This is a genomic window from Leptospira koniambonensis, assembly GCF_004769555.1.
GTDB lineage: Bacteria > Spirochaetota > Leptospiria > Leptospirales > Leptospiraceae > Leptospira_B > Leptospira_B koniambonensis.
This window is the reverse complement of sequence record NZ_RQFY01000004.1, coordinates 990,502-1,006,114: the sequence shown is the minus strand read 5'-3', so window position 1 is coordinate 1,006,114 and position 15,613 is coordinate 990,502. Positions and strand designations below refer to the sequence as shown.

The window sequence follows — 15,613 nt, the reverse complement described above, 5'->3', positions numbered from 1 at the left end:
CTATTTAAGCGTCTTAATGAATTCGATGATGTCCTTGATCTCGTCCTCTTTGATCCTTCCTTGAAAGGAAGACATCGCAGGAGGGAAACCAGCTACAATCTTAGCTGTAGGAACAAGGATGGATTGTTTGATATAAGCGTCATCCGCAGTTACAGAAGTTCCGTCTGCGAAGTCTCTCTTATTACCATAAAGACCTTTAAAGCTTGGTCCAACAATCCTGGATCCATCTAAGGAGTGACATCCGCTACATCCAAGGCTTCCTTTAAAAAGAGCTTCTCCTCTTTCTGCAGGTCCTTTTCCTTTACCGGCATCAGCCAATTCTTTGACTTTTTTGTCCTGCCAAGCAGCGAATTCTTCTCCGTCTACCACACGAATCGTAGCCATCATGTTGGAGTGTTTGGTTCCGCAATACTCAGTACAGAATACTGTGAAGTCCCCTTTCTCGATCGGAGTGAAAGTGAAAGTAGTTCTTCTGCCAGGAACCGCATCCATTTTGTTCCTGAATGCAGGAACATAGAAGCTATGTAGAACGTCATCAGAAGTAAGAATGAAACGAATGGTTTTGCCGAGTGGAACTACTACGATCTCAGGTTTGAGAAGAGTAGAGTCCGGCTCATTTTCCAGTAACTTTTTATCGGTAGGGCTATTGATCTCGATATCATTCGCGTATTTGAAAGTCCAAGCCCACTGACGAGCAGTAACGTGAACCTCAACATCACCTTTCTCTCCGACTCTGCGAAGATCATGGAAAACATCCCATCCCCAAGCGAAGATGATCATCATGATCACGAAAGGTATGAAGGACCAAAGGAACTCAGCAAGAGTATTATGCGTGATATACGCACTTTTCTGGTCTTCAGTTTTTCTTCTATACTTGAAAATGAATATTACCATTCCCCCAATGAGAATGATAAAAGAAATAAGGCCCGAAACAAGAAGAAAGATATAGAGGTTATCTACATCTCCCGATTCTTTAGTCGCTGGAACCGGCATGAAGCTTGTCGCCGTAATAAGAGAGAACCAGTTCATCGGATCGAAATCACTCCTTCCTTTATTTATACTGTACTAGACGAGTTTTGTTTCTTCCAAAAGCGGAATAAGAACGCCGCAAGGATAACGACAGTAAGAAAACCGCCGATTCGCATGATATTGAATGCGTATAATGTATACCTATTTTTGGATGGATCAAATTGGAAGCAAAAAAGGGCAACACTGTCAGTCAAATCGCCGATTTTACCGTTTCCAGCCTCTACGAGAGATAATCTCAGAGTCCTTTCATCCATCGGGATCCCTTTTAAATACCTGGAAATTTGTCCTTCAGGGGTAATCACATAGGCAACAGAAACATGCACCCATTGATCATTATATGGATTCCATTTGTAGGAAAAACCCAAGCTGGAAGACAAAGCCTTTATTTCAGGATCATTTCCGGTTAAAAAACTCCAGCCGGAACCGTCCCCTCTTCCATAATCTTTCACATATACTTCTTTTTTCGCTTTTGCTAGATCAGATTTTTCTTTTGGATCAAAACTTACCGCTACGTAATTGAATTCTTTTCCTACTTGTAGATTCAATTCTTTGAGTGCGGTTGAGATTTCATTCAGATAAAGACTGCAGAGTGTTGGACATCTATAATACACTAAGGTAAGAAGAAGTGGTTTTCCTTCTTTCAAATAGTCGCCAATGCGGACTTGTTTACCTTGTTCATCAACGAAAGATAAATTGGTATCTATACGATTTCCTAATTTTTCTTCTAGACCTACACCTTCGAGTTCAGGAGGAACTGCGTGAGCAGGTAATTCTCTTTTTGTATCAAAAGATAGTACGGATAGGAAAGGTAAGAAAAGAATAAGAGCCGCAGCACTTTTGAAAAATGACCGCGGATGATTGGAGGAGAACAAGGTACTTATTCCCGGATTCTTTCCTTACTTCGCTGCCGAAGTGTGGGAAGGAACTACTTCATTATAATCTTTAACACCTTTGTGGAATGCAGAAAGATAAACGAAATAAAGAATGTTGGCGGTCAACACGACCACGAATGTCCAAAAACCTGCCTTGTTGTAATGGTCTCCGTTTTGGCTCATGGAATGACTCCTAAAGTATCAGAAAAAAACGTTTCACTTTTGTAAAAAGCGAAAGATACCAGCCAGTTTTGGAGACCTGTCTTTTTTTTGAAAGCGTTTTTGCTTTTCAGTCTTTTCAACCGTTTAGAACCGACATAAAAAGCATCTGACCGAGGGTCGGTAGAATAGAACAGTCGTTCTTTAGAATCTTGAAATGTTTTTGCATGAGAATTAGTCTCAGATCAAAATGTAAGCTTTCGATTTTCAAACATCAAATCTCTTGCCCCAAATCAATCTCGCTCAAGTATGGTAAAGAAGAGCTCGGATTCTCCGAAAAAACAGAATGATCGCTTCTACTTATTCTCAATTCAGAAAGTTTTCTCTCTTCCTAGTAATCTATTCAGTTCTAATTTTTCTAAATTTATTATATGGACCGCTTGTCCGAGCTACAGACTCAGGACTCGCTTGTCCCGATTGGCCTTTTTGTTTCGGTAAATTTTTTCCAGACTTCGATTTTAATATTTTTATGGAAGTCGGACATAGATATTATTCCGGATTTTTAGGAATTGTTCTGATTGCTGGTACTGTCTGGACTGTAATCATTCCTGAATTAAGAAAACCTTTCTTAGGTTATTTTATCTTAGGGATCTTATTGATTGCTTCTCAAATTACTTTGGGAGGTTTAACAGTTCTTCTTTCTTTAGATCCTGCTACTGTGAATCTTCACTTGTTGAATGCTATTTTGTTCTTACTTTGTATAGGTACTGCGGCATTCAAAGCTCGCTATCTTGAAAATTCTACAAATTCAAATGAGTTTTTAACGAAACAAAGTTTATTGCAGAAGGACCAGATCCCTCTGTTGATCGGTGTATTATTAATCTTCTTCCAAATTATTTTAGGGGGAAGAGTAAGTTCCAACTACGCAGGACTTGCTTGTATGGAATTTCCAACTTGTAACGGAGAATGGCTCCCTTCTGTTATAGAACCTAAGATACAAATCCAGGTACAACATAGATTGGGTGCTTACTTAGTGGCATTTTATATTCTTCTAATAAACCTTTATGGAATATTCAAAGGATTCTCCGCAGAAACTAAAAAATACGTAAGGATAGCGATCATTCTTCTAGTCATTCAGATAGGATTGGGAGTTATCAACGTATACGCAAAACTTCCGAAACTCGTGACTGCTGCTCATACTGGAGTAGCCATTCTTCTTTTCTTATCCATGTATGCAGTCTGGGTGCAGAGAGCTTCAGAGCTGTCTAAAAGTAAGGTTTCTTAATAGAATGAATAGTTTTCTTTCAGACTGGAACCAGATGATCAAACCAAGGGTAAGCTCCCTTGTTTTGGCTACTGCTGTGCCTGGTTTATATCTTGGTGCCCCGACCGCGCCTAGCACACTTCTTGTCTTCATGACTATGCTTGGGACTTTTTTAATGTCTTCTGCTTCCTTTATCTTCAACCAGATCATAGAAATAGATAGAGATTCTAAAATGAAACGGACTGCAAATCGTCCGCTTCCTGCAGGAAGGATCAGTACTGCTCAAGCCTGGATCGTTGGATTTGCAATGACCTTCGTTGCGTTTGGGATCTTATATTATTTTGCAAATTTGCTAACTGCGATATGTGCATTTGCTGCACTTCTCGCTTATGTTTTTCTTTATACTATCCTATTAAAACCAAGAACACATCAGAATATTGTAATAGGTGGAGTAGCAGGTTGTGTAGGACCTTTGATTGGTTATGCAGCCGTTAGTAATTCTTTACCTTTGCCTGCTTGGATCTTATTTTTAATGATCTTTCTCTGGACTCCGGCTCACTTCTGGGCGCTTGCGATCTTCCTGAAAGAAGATTACAAAGATGCAAATTTTCCAATGCTTCCTGTGGTAAAAGGTGTGAAAGAAACAGGACGTTCTATTTTATTTTATACCGTTCTTTATGTTGGATCTGTGATCGCGTTCTATTGGGCAGAACCTTCTATGGGTTGGTTGTATATGATCTCTTCTGTAGCGTTGAGTATCTCTATACTTTACCTTTCCGTAAAATTATTCCAGAATCCAGAACCTAAGTTCGCCAGAGGATTTTTCTTTTTCAGCATTCTTCACTTGTTCTTGATCAATATTTTAATTCTGATCGATCATTCCATCGCCGCCTAATTAAAAGTTCTCCAAACCGGTTTTTCGGTCAAAAAATTTCACTTCACTTTTTAAACCTTTCAGAGTTGACAGTCGCTTAATAGCAGATAGTTTTCTCTCCTCAAGAGGTTTTTCCCATGATCGATCTTTCGAATTCGGTTCGCCCTTATGTCCTGAAATTATTGGTGGTTTTAGGCATCCTATCTTTCTCGGGCTCTCCAATTTTTTCTCAAAGTAAACCAGGAGAATTCGATCCGGAATTGTATGCACAGTTAGTAAGACAAAGTAATGTGCAATTCACAAATCTGATCAAGTCCAAGACTGTGCTTACAGATCATAAGGGTTGGAAGAAGCCGATAGACAAAGCATTCGGTAAACTTTCCAAAAATTCCGGAAACCCTCCCTTTCCACTAGTTTACAAAATTGTAAAGGAAGCAAGCTTCAACGCATTTGCGATGGCCGGCGGACAATTCTGTATTCATTCAGGCGCTTTGGATTCTTTAGATGAGATAATCAAACAAAAAGAAGCAGATGCCGCTCAGAAGTTAGACTTCCATCGTGAAAGATATATCGCAGGAGTATTGTCTCACGAGTTAGCTCACTTCTATAATAGACATGTTTTCAATAGTGTTAAAAAGTTTTATGCACTTAAAGATGAACCTTCTGGAAAAGCATTTTTAGAAAATAGTAAGTTCTCACAAGAGCAAGAGTTAGATGCTGATCAAACAGGTTTATTCTTATTAGATAAAGCTGGGTACGGTGGTGATTTCATGCTCATCACTCTACAAACTTTGAATGAAGTGGAACAATCTTATAAAGAAGCATTAGCTTCTTCTAAAGCAGATAAAACTAGACCTGAACTGATTGGTTCTCATTATTTTTCCAGCCATCCTTCTCCCAATGAAAGATTATCCAGACTAAAAACGGATAAACAAGAACTGTATAGCTTCTTAGCTAAGATGGAAAAAACTTTCGATGATATCCAACTAGGTAGAAATTTGGATGAAGCAAGATCCAACTTGGAAGACGGAATTAAAAAATTCCCGGAGAATACGTACTTAAGCAAAGCTCTCGCTGTTTGTATGCACAAGATCTGGATGGCAACAGCTTCTAATGAAGAATTAAAATTAAAACCAGTATTGGATATGCCTTCCTTTAGAGACACAATGGTATTTCCTCCAGACAAAAGCAAACGTGCAGTCATGAGGATAGTTCCAGGAAACGAGGCTGCTTATAATCGCGCACTCAAAGCATACAGAGAAGTGATCGTAAAAACAGATGATCCTTACTTTCTCTCTAATTATGCTGTATTACTTTCTTATTCTGCGGATGAAAAAGATCTGGATGTAGCAGTTAGTGTAGCTAACAAAGCATTCCAAGCAGAAGGAACTGTTGCACTAGCGAATAACTTGGGAGTAGTTCTATTCTGGACAGACAAAAGAGAAGAAGCAAAAGAACTTTTCAATCGTCTTGCACTTTCTATCGACCAAAAGATCAGAACTCTTGCAAATCAAAGCGGAAGCAATCCTCAGATCGCTCAATATCTAAAAACGATCGGCCAATCCACTGCTCAAAAACAGCAGGTTGATCCGGATTATATTTATGAGAACTTCACCCCAATCTTAAACATTGCATTGGTCGAATCTTATTCTGCGGTAGATCCAAAATCTAAAGGTCTCGCAAGTTATTATTTAACTAATTACGATTCTACTTCTGGTTGGGCAAAGGTATTAGCAAAGATCCACGCGATCGAACTAACTGCTCCTACTCCTGCAAATGAAGTGAATGCGTTTAAGGTTGGTGGAGTTGGTCCAGGAGATAAGTTGGAAGATCTTCTAAAAAACTGGGGAAAACCTACACGTATCAAAACGGATAAAAAAAGTGGTTTGGAATATTTCGAATACGATAACAAAGAGACTGCTTTCATTTTAGATATGGGGACTGTAGTTCAGGTGAATGTAGTGGGAGATAATAGTCCAGGTTTAGGACAAGGGATCACTGTAGGATCTTCTAAACCAGCTGCAGAAAAACTTTTGGGTTCTAAATTCAGAAAACAAGGTGACTATCACGACTACTACGAAAAAGGAAAAGCATTCGTGAAATATAATAAACACGGAAAGATAGATCTTCTAGTAGTTCAGTAATTAGAAATAAATGTCTACTGCTGAAATAACTGCGCTTCTTTGCTCTCAGTGCGGTGGAGCTTTGCCAAAACAGGTCCGATGGAGATACGTGGCCTGTCCTTATTGTGGAGTATTAGTTACCTATAGTAAAAATGCTGTGCTTGCAGAACATTTTCATGAGGCATGGAAGCTCTACGAAAAGTCGATTAACACAATCCCGAATACTCTTACGATAGGTAAGAATAAATATAAAATCCTTCTTCCTCTTGGAGGAGGAGAAAGAGCAGATATTTTTTTTGCAGAAAAGTTGGGACTTGCTATGGAGCGAGTCATTATAAAAATTGAGAGGGACAAAACTTCAAAAAGTTTAGCTTCTTCCGAAGTATCTGTGTTAGAAAGTTTACAAAAACAGAATACTCCTATTTCAGCATATTTTAGCCAAAGACTTCCTCAAATTGTTTCCTTCGGGAAAATAATAAACCCAGAATACGAAGGAAAAGAAGCCGTAATCACCAGAGCAAATCCTGGGTATTGGGGAAGTTTATCGGACGTATTAAGATTTCAGAAGAAAGGGATCCAACCTAGACATGGTGTTTGGATTTGGAGAAGGATATTAGATCTTCTTGGCTATATCCACGAGCAAGGCTGGACGCATAATGCAATCAATCCTAGTCATTTGCTAGTACAACCAAGAGATCATGGCATTCTAGTTATTGGATGGAGACGGGGAAAGAAGTCCCAAGATAAAATAAAAGATTTGCAGCAAGCAGCCTGGTCTATCCGAGTTTTGTTAGAAGGAGAAGAGGACCCTCAAAAATCCTTCCGGTCAGTTCCAAACCCGCTGGCTTCCTTTATCGAACGTGCCTGTGAAGATAAGGGTTGGTGTGATAAGTTAGGTGCAATTGGAATTGACGAAGAATTGAAAATTGTTGCTGAAAAAACTTTCGGCCCTCCTCAATTTATACCGTTCAGTCCTTATTCGAATTAAAGGGAGAATATTATGGGATATGGAAATTATTCACACGCAGCTCACGAAGCGCTGATTGCCGGTCGAGCTCATAGATCTGCAAAGGAAGTTTTCACACAAACTGGAGTTCACGTTCTAATGGATCCAAAAGGTCTGAAAGTCCGAGAATCTAGAGACAGCGCAGATCATCCAAATTCTATGAGTGTAATTTTTGCGTTAGACGTCACTGGATCGATGGGAGCAATACCCGATCTGCTCGCAAGGAAGGAATTGCCCACCTTCATGAAATTATTAAACTCATGTGGCATTGCAGATCCTCAATTATTATTTATGGCGATTGGAGATGCAAATTCAGATCGTGCACCTTTGCAAGTAGGTCAGTTTGAATCTACTGCCGAATTAATGGACCAATGGCTTACCAGATCATTCTTAGAAGGCGGAGGTGGAGGTTCCGGAGAAGAAAGTTACGAACTTGCATTTTATCTCGCTGCACAACATACCGATCTGGACTGTTGGAATAAACGAAAGAAAAAAGGTTACCTATTCTTAACCGGAGACGAATTGCCTTATCCTACAGTTTCTAGACACCAAATAGGAAGTTTAGTAGGAGATCATTTAGACGAAGATCTACCCATTGAAGAAGTAATCGCTGCCGCAGCAGAAACCTATCATCTTTTTTTCCTCATCCCAGATTTACAAAGAAGATATAATTGTGAAAAACGTTGGCGTGAACTTTTAGGTGATCAAGTAATCTGTATGGAATCACCAGAAGATACATGTACAGTTGCAGCTGCAATTGTAGGGTTGACTGAAAAAGCAATCCCCGATGTCGATTCAGTAGTAAAAATACTACAGAAGGATGGTTTGAGTAAATCTAGAGTAGGCGCTGTAGCGAGAGCGATCCAACCTTATGCTGACCTATTAGATAAAGGAATAGTTGATCGTTTAAACGTTCAAACATCCAAATCTGATTCTAATAAAAGATCTTGGTGGCGTAAGATATTTGATTGATGACTCAAAGAGAAAAAAAGAAGGATCGCCCCGCTTTGCTTCCATACTCGGATTGAGTTTTGGCGATTGCGGCAAAGGTATCTTCACTGATTTTCTCACTAGACGTTGGAAGGCAGATACAATCGTTAGGTTCAACGGAGGTGCGCAAGCAGGACATAACGTTGTATTGCCAAACGGACAACATCATACATTTTCACAATTCGGTGCCGGTAGTTTTGTTCCAAAAGTAGAAACTATATTAGCAAGTCCGGTGTTAATCCATCCAGGCGCTTTGTTAGTAGAAGCAGAATTCCTAAATCGACTCGGGATAAATGATATATTAAATCGTTTATTTATAGATCCTCGTTGCAGAGTTATTACTCCTTTTCACCAAGCAGCAGGAAGACTAAGAGAGCTTTTAAGAGAAGATAAAGCCCACGGTACCTGCGGAGTTGGAATCGGAGAAACAGTCCAATATTCTTTAAATTTTCCAGAATCCACTTTATTCTTTGAAGATTTAAATCAGCCTTCTCGAGTTCTTGATAAGTTAGAAGAAATTCGAAAAAACCTTCTCTCCGAATTTTCCAAAATAGAAGTTCATAAAAGTGAAATAATTCTGAATGAGTATAATGTATTAAAAAATACAAATATTGCAAACGACTGGTTAAATATTATCAAAATAGTAACTCGTTCAGTCACCACCTTAACCTCTAGCAGGATCGCAGAAAAATTACATTCTTCTTCCACTAGTCTTTTCGAAGGTGCTCAAGGAATACTTCTAGACGAAAATTTTGGTTTTCATCCCCACACAACTTGGAGTAGTACACATGCGAATTATCTGAATGATCTTTCTATTGAATGGGAATTGCCTGAGCCAATTCTTCATTTTGGAATATTGAGAACTTATATAACTAGGCATGGAAATGGTCCCTTACCCACTCAAGATCCAAATCTAAATTTTCCGGAACTACATAATTCAAACGAAGGTTGGCAAGGAAAATTTAGATGCGGTCACCCAGATGAAATTCTGATTAAATACGCACTTTCTTGTGTTGGTAAATTGAGCGGTCTACTAGTTAGTCATTTAGATATTTTTTCAAAAGGTATACCGATCTTTTGGAATAAAACATATAAGAGCGAGCAAAACCAGTCAGGATCAGCTTACTTACAAACAAAAGCTGCAGATCCTTTCACTGTTACAGGAATAACTCCTAATAGAAATCCGGAAGAACAAAATCGAATCACACAATTTTTGGAAAAAGTAAAACCTGTTTATGAAAAAAAACCAATCCTCGATGATACTGAGTTTTTAAATAAGCTTAGGTCTATTTCCAAATTACCTATATGTTTTGGATCTTACGGAAATACTTATAAAGGGATCCGTGAAATAGATAATTATAAAAGTTAATCCTTTAGTTTAGAGCATTATTCTTTTTACAGATCATTCTTGTTATAATCCCAAAGATAGAGATCAAAATTGCCGGGGCCCAAACATACAAAAGTTCCGACTGGATCACAAACCAACCTCTTTCCGTGAAAAAATTCTTTGGACCAATGGGAGAAACTCTAATTGGTCTATATTCAAAAAAGGTCCTTTCAGAATTCCAAGGAATTAAAAATCCAACTCCTAACCCGCCAGTTGTCATCGCATCCAACACTCCATGAGAGATTGCAGATACAAAAAGAAATAAAAAGATAGTAAGCCAACTTGCTTTCAGTTTGGTCCTAAAAAATGCCACAAGACAGGACATTACCAATGCAAATAAGATAGAATGAGTAAATCCTCGATGACCCCAATCGCTTTCGTATGGAATTCCAAATTTAAAAGCAACTACGTCGAAATCAGGAAGAATAGAGAAGAATATTCCAAAAACTGCAAGTAATCCAGGGATTTTCTTTTTTCCTAAAAGGAAGAAGATTGAGATCGGAACTGCTGGATGGGAGAATATTGTAGCCATTGGTGGATCGATTATTCAGTAGCTAAAATTACGGAAGAAGCATTGAAGAATGCACAGATCTCTTCTTCTTCTTTTAGCTTAAGCTGTTCAGTGGCTTGGCTTGTGATTATTGATGTGAGTTTGGTTCCACCATTCAATTCTATAATGATCTCGTCGTTTACGCTACCTTTTATGATGGAGAAAATTTTTCCATTCAGTTTATTTTCTGAACTAATGGATGGATCTGTATCTTTAGAAAGAAAAATAAAAGAAGCTTTGATCAATGCATATACATCTTTGCCAACCTTCAAACCAAGATTGATCACACTTTGATTGGTAATGACTGCAGTAATCTCTTGTTCTCCTTTTAGAGAGATAATGATCTCAGAATTTACTGCCCCCTTTTGGATGGTTTTTATCTTTCCATAAAATTGATTTCTTGCACTGGTTTTCATTGAGATACGGTTAAGAAAATTCAAGAGTTCGAACGGGTTGTCCATTCTTTCGCTTATTCTGGTTAGAAATTTTCTGTGCTCATCTTCAACTATTTGATAGAGCTGGATCATTTCTTTGGCTTTATCGGTGAGTTTTGCTCCACCACCGCTGGTCCCACCTACACTTTTTTCGACCAGAATTTCTTTATATAAATTATTTAGCAAGTCGATGGAATCCCATGCAGTTTTATAACTAATCCCTACTTCTTTTGCTGCCTTCGATATGGATCCGCATTTTTCGATCGCACGAAGTAACTCTATCTTCTCCCTGCCTAATTTGTTTTCTTTGTTGGACTTAAGCCAAAGAGCCCCATCGATCTGTAACTTATCCTTCATCTTTTCTCCGGTTCTATAATAAGAAAAAGCCACTCTTAGGAGTATCAAAAATTTTCCTTAAGGAAAGCACAGATCCGATTTTTTAAGACTATGTGAATTTATTCATTCGCTATATAGTTGACTATATAGCGAATTAGTGAGTCCTTACCAATATCAAGGATGCTAATTTTTATGTTTTTCTCCCAACGCAGGTTCCTATCTATTTTCTTTAAATTAACCTTCTTTTATGTTTCGTATTCGCTTATTGTTTTTTGTTCGCCGAACTCTGGGACTGACGGATCAGGGCTAGCTGCTTTAGCCTTACGTTCTTCTGATAATACATTCTATAGTAATTCTTTCTCTTTAATAGGCCCCGATAATGGCGGAAATACGGATCTAACAGTGGCTCCTTATTTCGAATCCGGTTTATATACTGTGACTTCCTTACAAGATGATTCTAAATTTCCTCAAAAGGTGACTCTGAATAATCTTTCTATCAAAGATAAAAACGGAAATCTGATCGAAACAGTAAGTAGCTTTAACGGAGTTCTTTTAAGAGATCTGATCAATATAGGCGGCAAGTTCAAACCTCTAGATAAAGGTAAAGATGGTAGAGCCACAGTAGTAGTGTTAGAGGGAAAGGACGGTTATAAGGCAGTAGTCTCTTATACAGAACTAATGAGAACTTCCTTAGGCGCTGAAATGATTATCGCTTACGAAAAGAATGGTGGCCTACTGGATGCAAATTCAGGAAGTATGGCATTCGTTTCTAAAGGTGATATTAACCAAGGAACTCGATACGTTAAATTTTTAACTAAGATCACTGTGATCAACGAATGGCTGACACAGAGTGGGACCGGAACAACCGCTTCTTTCAGTGTTACGGGAGATGTGATCACTCCTCTCAATTATTCAATTTCCGATCTTCAAAATGTTTCCAACTTCTCATCTGTCGATTTTAGCGCGATCGGCCCTATTTCCAATAGTAAACATTATATTTTAGGAAAAGGTGTCTCTCTTCTAGAAGTTCTTTCTAAATCAACTTTAAGAAGTCCAAATGATTTCCAAAGTTACTATGTTATTTTAGAAGCTACTGACAAATATAGGATCACTCATTCTTACGCAGAACTTTCGAATACAATCATAGGTTCAGGAAGTGGATCCCTTCCTTCTCCTGGAGTAATCGTAATCACTGAATTTAAAAAAGGTTTGGGAGGAAATTATTACACTCCTCCAGCTTCTTTAGGAGATTATACTTCTTGTTCAGGTACAGGTAATGTTTGTGATACTGATTATATTGCTACTATCTCCAGTGAAGATACTGCACCTTATGGTGGAGATGTTGCAGGCGGGATTAACTTAGGGCCTCGTAAGATGAGTTGGCTGAATACAATTATCTTGAAGAAGGCGGAGTAATTTCAGTCGCTGACAGATAATCCACTTGGAACAGTTGCAGGAATTTTATTGCCCAGACTCAAAGTAGTGGGTGAAGAAAGTGCACTCAAAAATTCAAGCAACTGGTCCATTTCATCTTCTGAAAGTACTATATTCACATTTAATAATGGATCTAAAGTCGCTAAAATTTCATTTTTTACCGTAGAACTAGATAAATAAGAACTTCTTAGATCCGTCGGGATATTATTCGGATCATAATTTAAAAGAAAATCTCTAGGCCTTAAATGGTGACGGATCACATCTCGTAACGAAGTATAGGCTCCATTATGAAAATAAGGAGAAGTATATGAAACTTCTCTCAAAGAAGGAGTCCTAAATGCAAATGTATCGTTTGTATTTCCACTCACTCCGAATCTTCCTTTGTCTAAAGGAGAATCTGCCCCAAACCCAGGACCAAATTGTGGAATTGCCAAATTATGAAATTTTTGGTCAGTCATCAAAGAACCTGAATGGCATCTAGAACATCCTGCCTTTCCATAAAATAAGAATGCGCCTGATTTAGCTTTGCTATTCAAGGCACTATTATCTCCGTCTAAATATCGATTCCACGGAGAGAGATCCCAATTACCTGAATCTGTAGTATCCCAAAGATGACCTGTAAAATCTCCTAACGCGTTAGAAGCGTCTTCAAAACCTAATTCAGAAACATCTATCTCGGGATATGCGTCTTGGAATAAGTTCACATATTCAGGAATATCCAATAATCTTTGTAAGAGACCATTCCAAATTGCTTGGGGATTTGAATCGGAAATATTAGCGAGAGAATTGCTTCCACTTTGTCCAAGCATTTCTGTTCTAGAAAGGACTGGGATCATTGCCTGAGCGGCTAATAAACTTTTGAGACCAGAAGAGGGTAAAACGACTCCAGATGGAGAAACGAAATTTGAATTCTCATCTATAGATATTCTTCCGTCCCAGAAAAAACTTTTCCATTCCAAAGAAGAACGATTATGCAATTCCATAGAATTTCTATGGATAAACACTCCAGTATTCAGACTTCTAGTTGGCCCGGAGCCTGCCCCGCCTTCTCCAATAGATAATGAAAGTGTGTCTCCTGAAACAAGTCCTGGGTTATGACAAGTGGCGCAGGAAATGTTTTTATTTCCTGAGAGTATTTTATCAAAAAATAATGCTTCTCCTAATTTTAGAACAGCAGCAGAAGGAGATTCGTGTTTATCCAAAGGTCCAACCTGGTTTGAGGCAAGGACTCTTCTCAAACGATCATCTTCTGTTTCCAAATCCAAAAATGCGAACACCGCCAATCCATCGGCAGAAGCAGAAAGTTTAGGACTGCAAACTGTACAAAAAGCAGCTAAGAAGAATAAAATATAATTGCTGATATTTCCTAAACGTTTCATCTTTTTCTAAAATATATATTCGGTAGCGATGAGAGTTTGGGTTTCTACCAAAGGTTTTCCAATCAGATCGTTTACAGTTACACCATTTGGAAATCCAAGCGAGGTCAGAACCACTTCGGAAAATTGATCTGATACATTATGAGATTCTACCCCGGTTGTTCTTTCGTCTCCCCTAATCCTTTCCAAAGAATTTACTCTGGTGGGTTTTCCAGTTTGATCAATGGATACAATTTGGATAACGGCTAAGGAAATTTTTAGTCTTTCCATTGGAAAATAATTTAAGGAAGCTACAGTTTTATAAAACCTCGCCTTACCATGATCTACATGATTTCTTAGATCGAATATATCTCTGATATTGACATTACCTAATACTCCATCTGTTTGCAGATCATAACGAACCACTTGATCTATCCAAGGAACATTAGAAGGTGCAGACATTACCCCAGTTACAGGGTCTTGTGCCCTTCCCATTCCGTTCCCTGTTCCGGTTGTATACATTAAGAACGCACCGATTTTTTTATATCTCACGTGAGTATAAAAATAGAGTCCCTTTGCCAAAGAATCTCTTTCATCTCGAGTATTGGTTGCATACAGTTTACGAAATTCGTTGGAGGCAACTGTTGTATCTAAACCTTGGTTGAAAAAATCTTCCGGAAATAAGATTTGCTCGTTGATGAGAGAAGATTTTCCTCTTCTGTCTAAAAAATAGTAAGGGCCTCCTCCCAACGCAAAGGAGAAAGAATCTTCATTATAAGCAAGATCCGTCTGCAATCCAAAGTATATATCCTGCTTTGCTCTTTTTTCCCCTCTAAACATCCGAACCCGCGGATGATTTTGGCAATCAGCAGTACATACAAAATTCGCAGAGTTATATTCTACTTCGTCTCTATCAATGCCTGTTATATTTTTGAAAATGAAAGGAGAACTTAAGCCTGCTAGAAACTTTTTGGAATCTCCAGTCGGCAAAAAATTCAAGATCCCTTGAAAATCTAATCCGTAAGAATCTCCAGAACCATTTGATAATGAATTTAATTTATCGCTGGAACCTGTGACAGTAAGTATCTCTAAATCTTGTGCATTATTTCTGCGATGAGTGGATTCATTTCCCAACATGAAATGAAATCCATAATATTCATCTTTGTGAAAAATACTAAGTCCTCTTTCTACACCTGTGGAAAATCCAAAGTTTTGGAATGCAGCAGATGCCCCCATTCTTCCTGTTGGATCTCCATCGATATAACGATGTGCCATCATCTCAGTGAGATTGAATACTGGGCTGATCGTAACTGCTGCAGGTTGTTGCCCGACCCTTAAGGTAAGGAATCGATCGAACAGAGGCATATTAAAATAAGCGAATCTTAAACTAAAGGCGTAATCATTAAATCCCTGACAGACTTGGCTTCCATCAAAATTCGTACAACCATTTGCTTCTTGAGAATAAGTAGAATAAACATCAGGTGTGATCCTGAATCCATAACCCTTATATTCTCCTTCTTCAATATCTCCTTGGATATTTACTAAGGCTCTTGCGACTCTAAAACCAGTGCTTTGGCTATTCGGTCCGGAATAATCTGGAGCACCATTCGGCTTTTTATCATTCAGTCCATAGGAAACCCATAAAGTTCCGTTTACTGTAAATTTAGAAGGAACTGATAATTTCTTATCTTCTGTAATTATATCGAAGGACCAGATCGAATAAGAACTTAAAAAGAGGATCAGTCCAAGATAAACTTTTAGATATCGATCCGGTTTTCGAGAACTCATATTCGCTATATA

14 protein-coding genes are annotated in these 15,613 nt (G+C 38.4%); 7 read left to right on the top strand and 7 right to left on the bottom strand.

Going from position 1 to position 15,613, the window contains the following annotated elements; all coding sequences use genetic code 11:
- The 3 genes from coxB to EHQ52_RS20065 are packed head-to-tail and all read right to left on the bottom strand — an operon-like array spanning position 1 to position 2,084.
- The gene (gene coxB / locus EHQ52_RS08670; RefSeq protein ID WP_208653465.1) at positions 1-1,029 is read right to left on the bottom strand and encodes a cytochrome c oxidase subunit II; all 1,029 of its coding nucleotides are present in this window, start codon (positions 1,027-1,029) and stop codon (positions 1-3) included.
- Positions 1,030-1,055: 26 nt separating this feature from the next.
- Positions 1,056-1,901 carry an SCO family protein gene (locus tag EHQ52_RS08665; RefSeq protein WP_135614794.1) on the bottom strand — a complete coding sequence of 282 codons (846 nt, stop codon included), beginning with the start codon at positions 1,899-1,901 and terminating at the stop codon, positions 1,056-1,058.
- A 24-nt stretch (positions 1,902-1,925) separates the two neighbouring features.
- Entirely contained in the window at positions 1,926-2,084 is a 159-nt protein-coding gene (locus tag EHQ52_RS20065; RefSeq protein ID WP_165780220.1) for a hypothetical protein, read from the bottom strand.
- A gap of 322 nt (positions 2,085-2,406) precedes the next feature.
- Between EHQ52_RS20065 and EHQ52_RS08660 the strand changes: the two genes are divergently transcribed.
- From EHQ52_RS08660 to EHQ52_RS08635, 6 genes are all read left to right on the top strand, one after another.
- On the top strand, positions 2,407-3,345 hold the full coding sequence (locus EHQ52_RS08660; RefSeq protein WP_135614793.1) for a COX15/CtaA family protein: 939 nt from the start codon (positions 2,407-2,409) through the stop codon (positions 3,343-3,345).
- A 4-nt stretch (positions 3,346-3,349) separates the two neighbouring features.
- On the top strand, positions 3,350-4,219 hold the full coding sequence (gene cyoE / locus EHQ52_RS08655) for a heme o synthase (protein ID WP_135614792.1): 870 nt from the start codon (positions 3,350-3,352) through the stop codon (positions 4,217-4,219).
- 116 nt (positions 4,220-4,335) lie between these two features.
- Positions 4,336-6,342, top strand: coding sequence for a M48 family metallopeptidase (locus EHQ52_RS08650; RefSeq protein WP_135614791.1), 2,007 nt, complete (start codon positions 4,336-4,338; stop codon positions 6,340-6,342).
- A 10-nt stretch (positions 6,343-6,352) separates the two neighbouring features.
- Positions 6,353-7,309 (top strand): protein kinase family protein, encoded by a 957-nt coding sequence (locus tag EHQ52_RS08645; protein ID WP_135614790.1) that lies wholly within the window; start codon positions 6,353-6,355, stop codon positions 7,307-7,309.
- Positions 7,310-7,321: 12 nt separating this feature from the next.
- The gene (locus EHQ52_RS08640; RefSeq protein ID WP_135614789.1) at positions 7,322-8,299 is read left to right on the top strand and encodes a VWA domain-containing protein; all 978 of its coding nucleotides are present in this window, start codon (positions 7,322-7,324) and stop codon (positions 8,297-8,299) included.
- Between the two features lie 52 nt (positions 8,300-8,351).
- Positions 8,352-9,686 carry an adenylosuccinate synthetase gene (locus tag EHQ52_RS08635; protein WP_167492193.1) on the top strand — a complete coding sequence of 445 codons (1,335 nt, stop codon included), beginning with the start codon at positions 8,352-8,354 and terminating at the stop codon, positions 9,684-9,686.
- A gap of 4 nt (positions 9,687-9,690) precedes the next feature.
- On the opposite strand, the gene EHQ52_RS08630 is transcribed toward EHQ52_RS08635, so the two are convergent.
- Together EHQ52_RS08630 and EHQ52_RS08625 are read right to left on the bottom strand one after the other, a co-directional pair.
- A complete protein-coding gene (locus EHQ52_RS08630) occupies positions 9,691-10,236 on the bottom strand; it encodes a metal-dependent hydrolase (protein WP_135614787.1) in 546 nt (181 codons plus the stop codon).
- A gap of 11 nt (positions 10,237-10,247) precedes the next feature.
- Positions 10,248-11,045, bottom strand: coding sequence for a TOBE domain-containing protein (locus EHQ52_RS08625; RefSeq protein WP_135614786.1), 798 nt, complete (start codon positions 11,043-11,045; stop codon positions 10,248-10,250).
- 171 nt (positions 11,046-11,216) lie between these two features.
- Between EHQ52_RS08625 and EHQ52_RS08620 the strand changes: the two genes are divergently transcribed.
- Positions 11,217-12,440, top strand: coding sequence for a molybdopterin-dependent oxidoreductase (locus tag EHQ52_RS08620; protein ID WP_167492192.1), 1,224 nt, complete (start codon positions 11,217-11,219; stop codon positions 12,438-12,440).
- 2 nt (positions 12,441-12,442) lie between these two features.
- Here the strand turns inward: EHQ52_RS08620 and EHQ52_RS20380 are convergent, their stop codons facing one another.
- Both EHQ52_RS20380 and EHQ52_RS08610 read right to left on the bottom strand, forming a co-directional pair.
- The gene (locus tag EHQ52_RS20380) at positions 12,443-13,837 is read right to left on the bottom strand and encodes a cytochrome-c peroxidase (protein WP_135614784.1); all 1,395 of its coding nucleotides are present in this window, start codon (positions 13,835-13,837) and stop codon (positions 12,443-12,445) included.
- A gap of 6 nt (positions 13,838-13,843) precedes the next feature.
- A complete protein-coding gene (locus EHQ52_RS08610) occupies positions 13,844-15,601 on the bottom strand; it encodes a hypothetical protein (protein WP_135614783.1) in 1,758 nt (585 codons plus the stop codon).
- Positions 15,602-15,613 lie beyond the last annotated feature (12 nt).

Coding starts and splice junctions, on each gene's coding strand:
- coxB (WP_208653465.1), bottom strand. CDS start 1,029: ATGAACTGGTTCTCTCTTATTACGGCGACAAGCTTCATGCCGGTTCCA.
- EHQ52_RS20065 (WP_165780220.1), bottom strand. CDS start 2,084: ATGAGCCAAAACGGAGACCATTACAACAAGGCAGGTTTTTGGACATTC.
- EHQ52_RS08660 (WP_135614793.1), top strand. CDS start 2,407: ATGATCGCTTCTACTTATTCTCAATTCAGAAAGTTTTCTCTCTTCCTA.
- cyoE (WP_135614792.1), top strand. CDS start 3,350: ATGAATAGTTTTCTTTCAGACTGGAACCAGATGATCAAACCAAGGGTA.
- EHQ52_RS08650 (WP_135614791.1), top strand. CDS start 4,336: ATGATCGATCTTTCGAATTCGGTTCGCCCTTATGTCCTGAAATTATTG.
- EHQ52_RS08645 (WP_135614790.1), top strand. CDS start 6,353: ATGTCTACTGCTGAAATAACTGCGCTTCTTTGCTCTCAGTGCGGTGGA.
- EHQ52_RS08640 (WP_135614789.1), top strand. CDS start 7,322: ATGGGATATGGAAATTATTCACACGCAGCTCACGAAGCGCTGATTGCC.
- EHQ52_RS08630 (WP_135614787.1), bottom strand. CDS start 10,236: ATGGCTACAATATTCTCCCATCCAGCAGTTCCGATCTCAATCTTCTTC.
- EHQ52_RS08625 (WP_135614786.1), bottom strand. CDS start 11,045: ATGAAGGATAAGTTACAGATCGATGGGGCTCTTTGGCTTAAGTCCAAC.
- EHQ52_RS08620 (WP_167492192.1), top strand. CDS start 11,217: ATGTTTTTCTCCCAACGCAGGTTCCTATCTATTTTCTTTAAATTAACC.
- EHQ52_RS20380 (WP_135614784.1), bottom strand. CDS start 13,837: ATGAAACGTTTAGGAAATATCAGCAATTATATTTTATTCTTCTTAGCT.
- EHQ52_RS08610 (WP_135614783.1), bottom strand. CDS start 15,601: ATGAGTTCTCGAAAACCGGATCGATATCTAAAAGTTTATCTTGGACTG.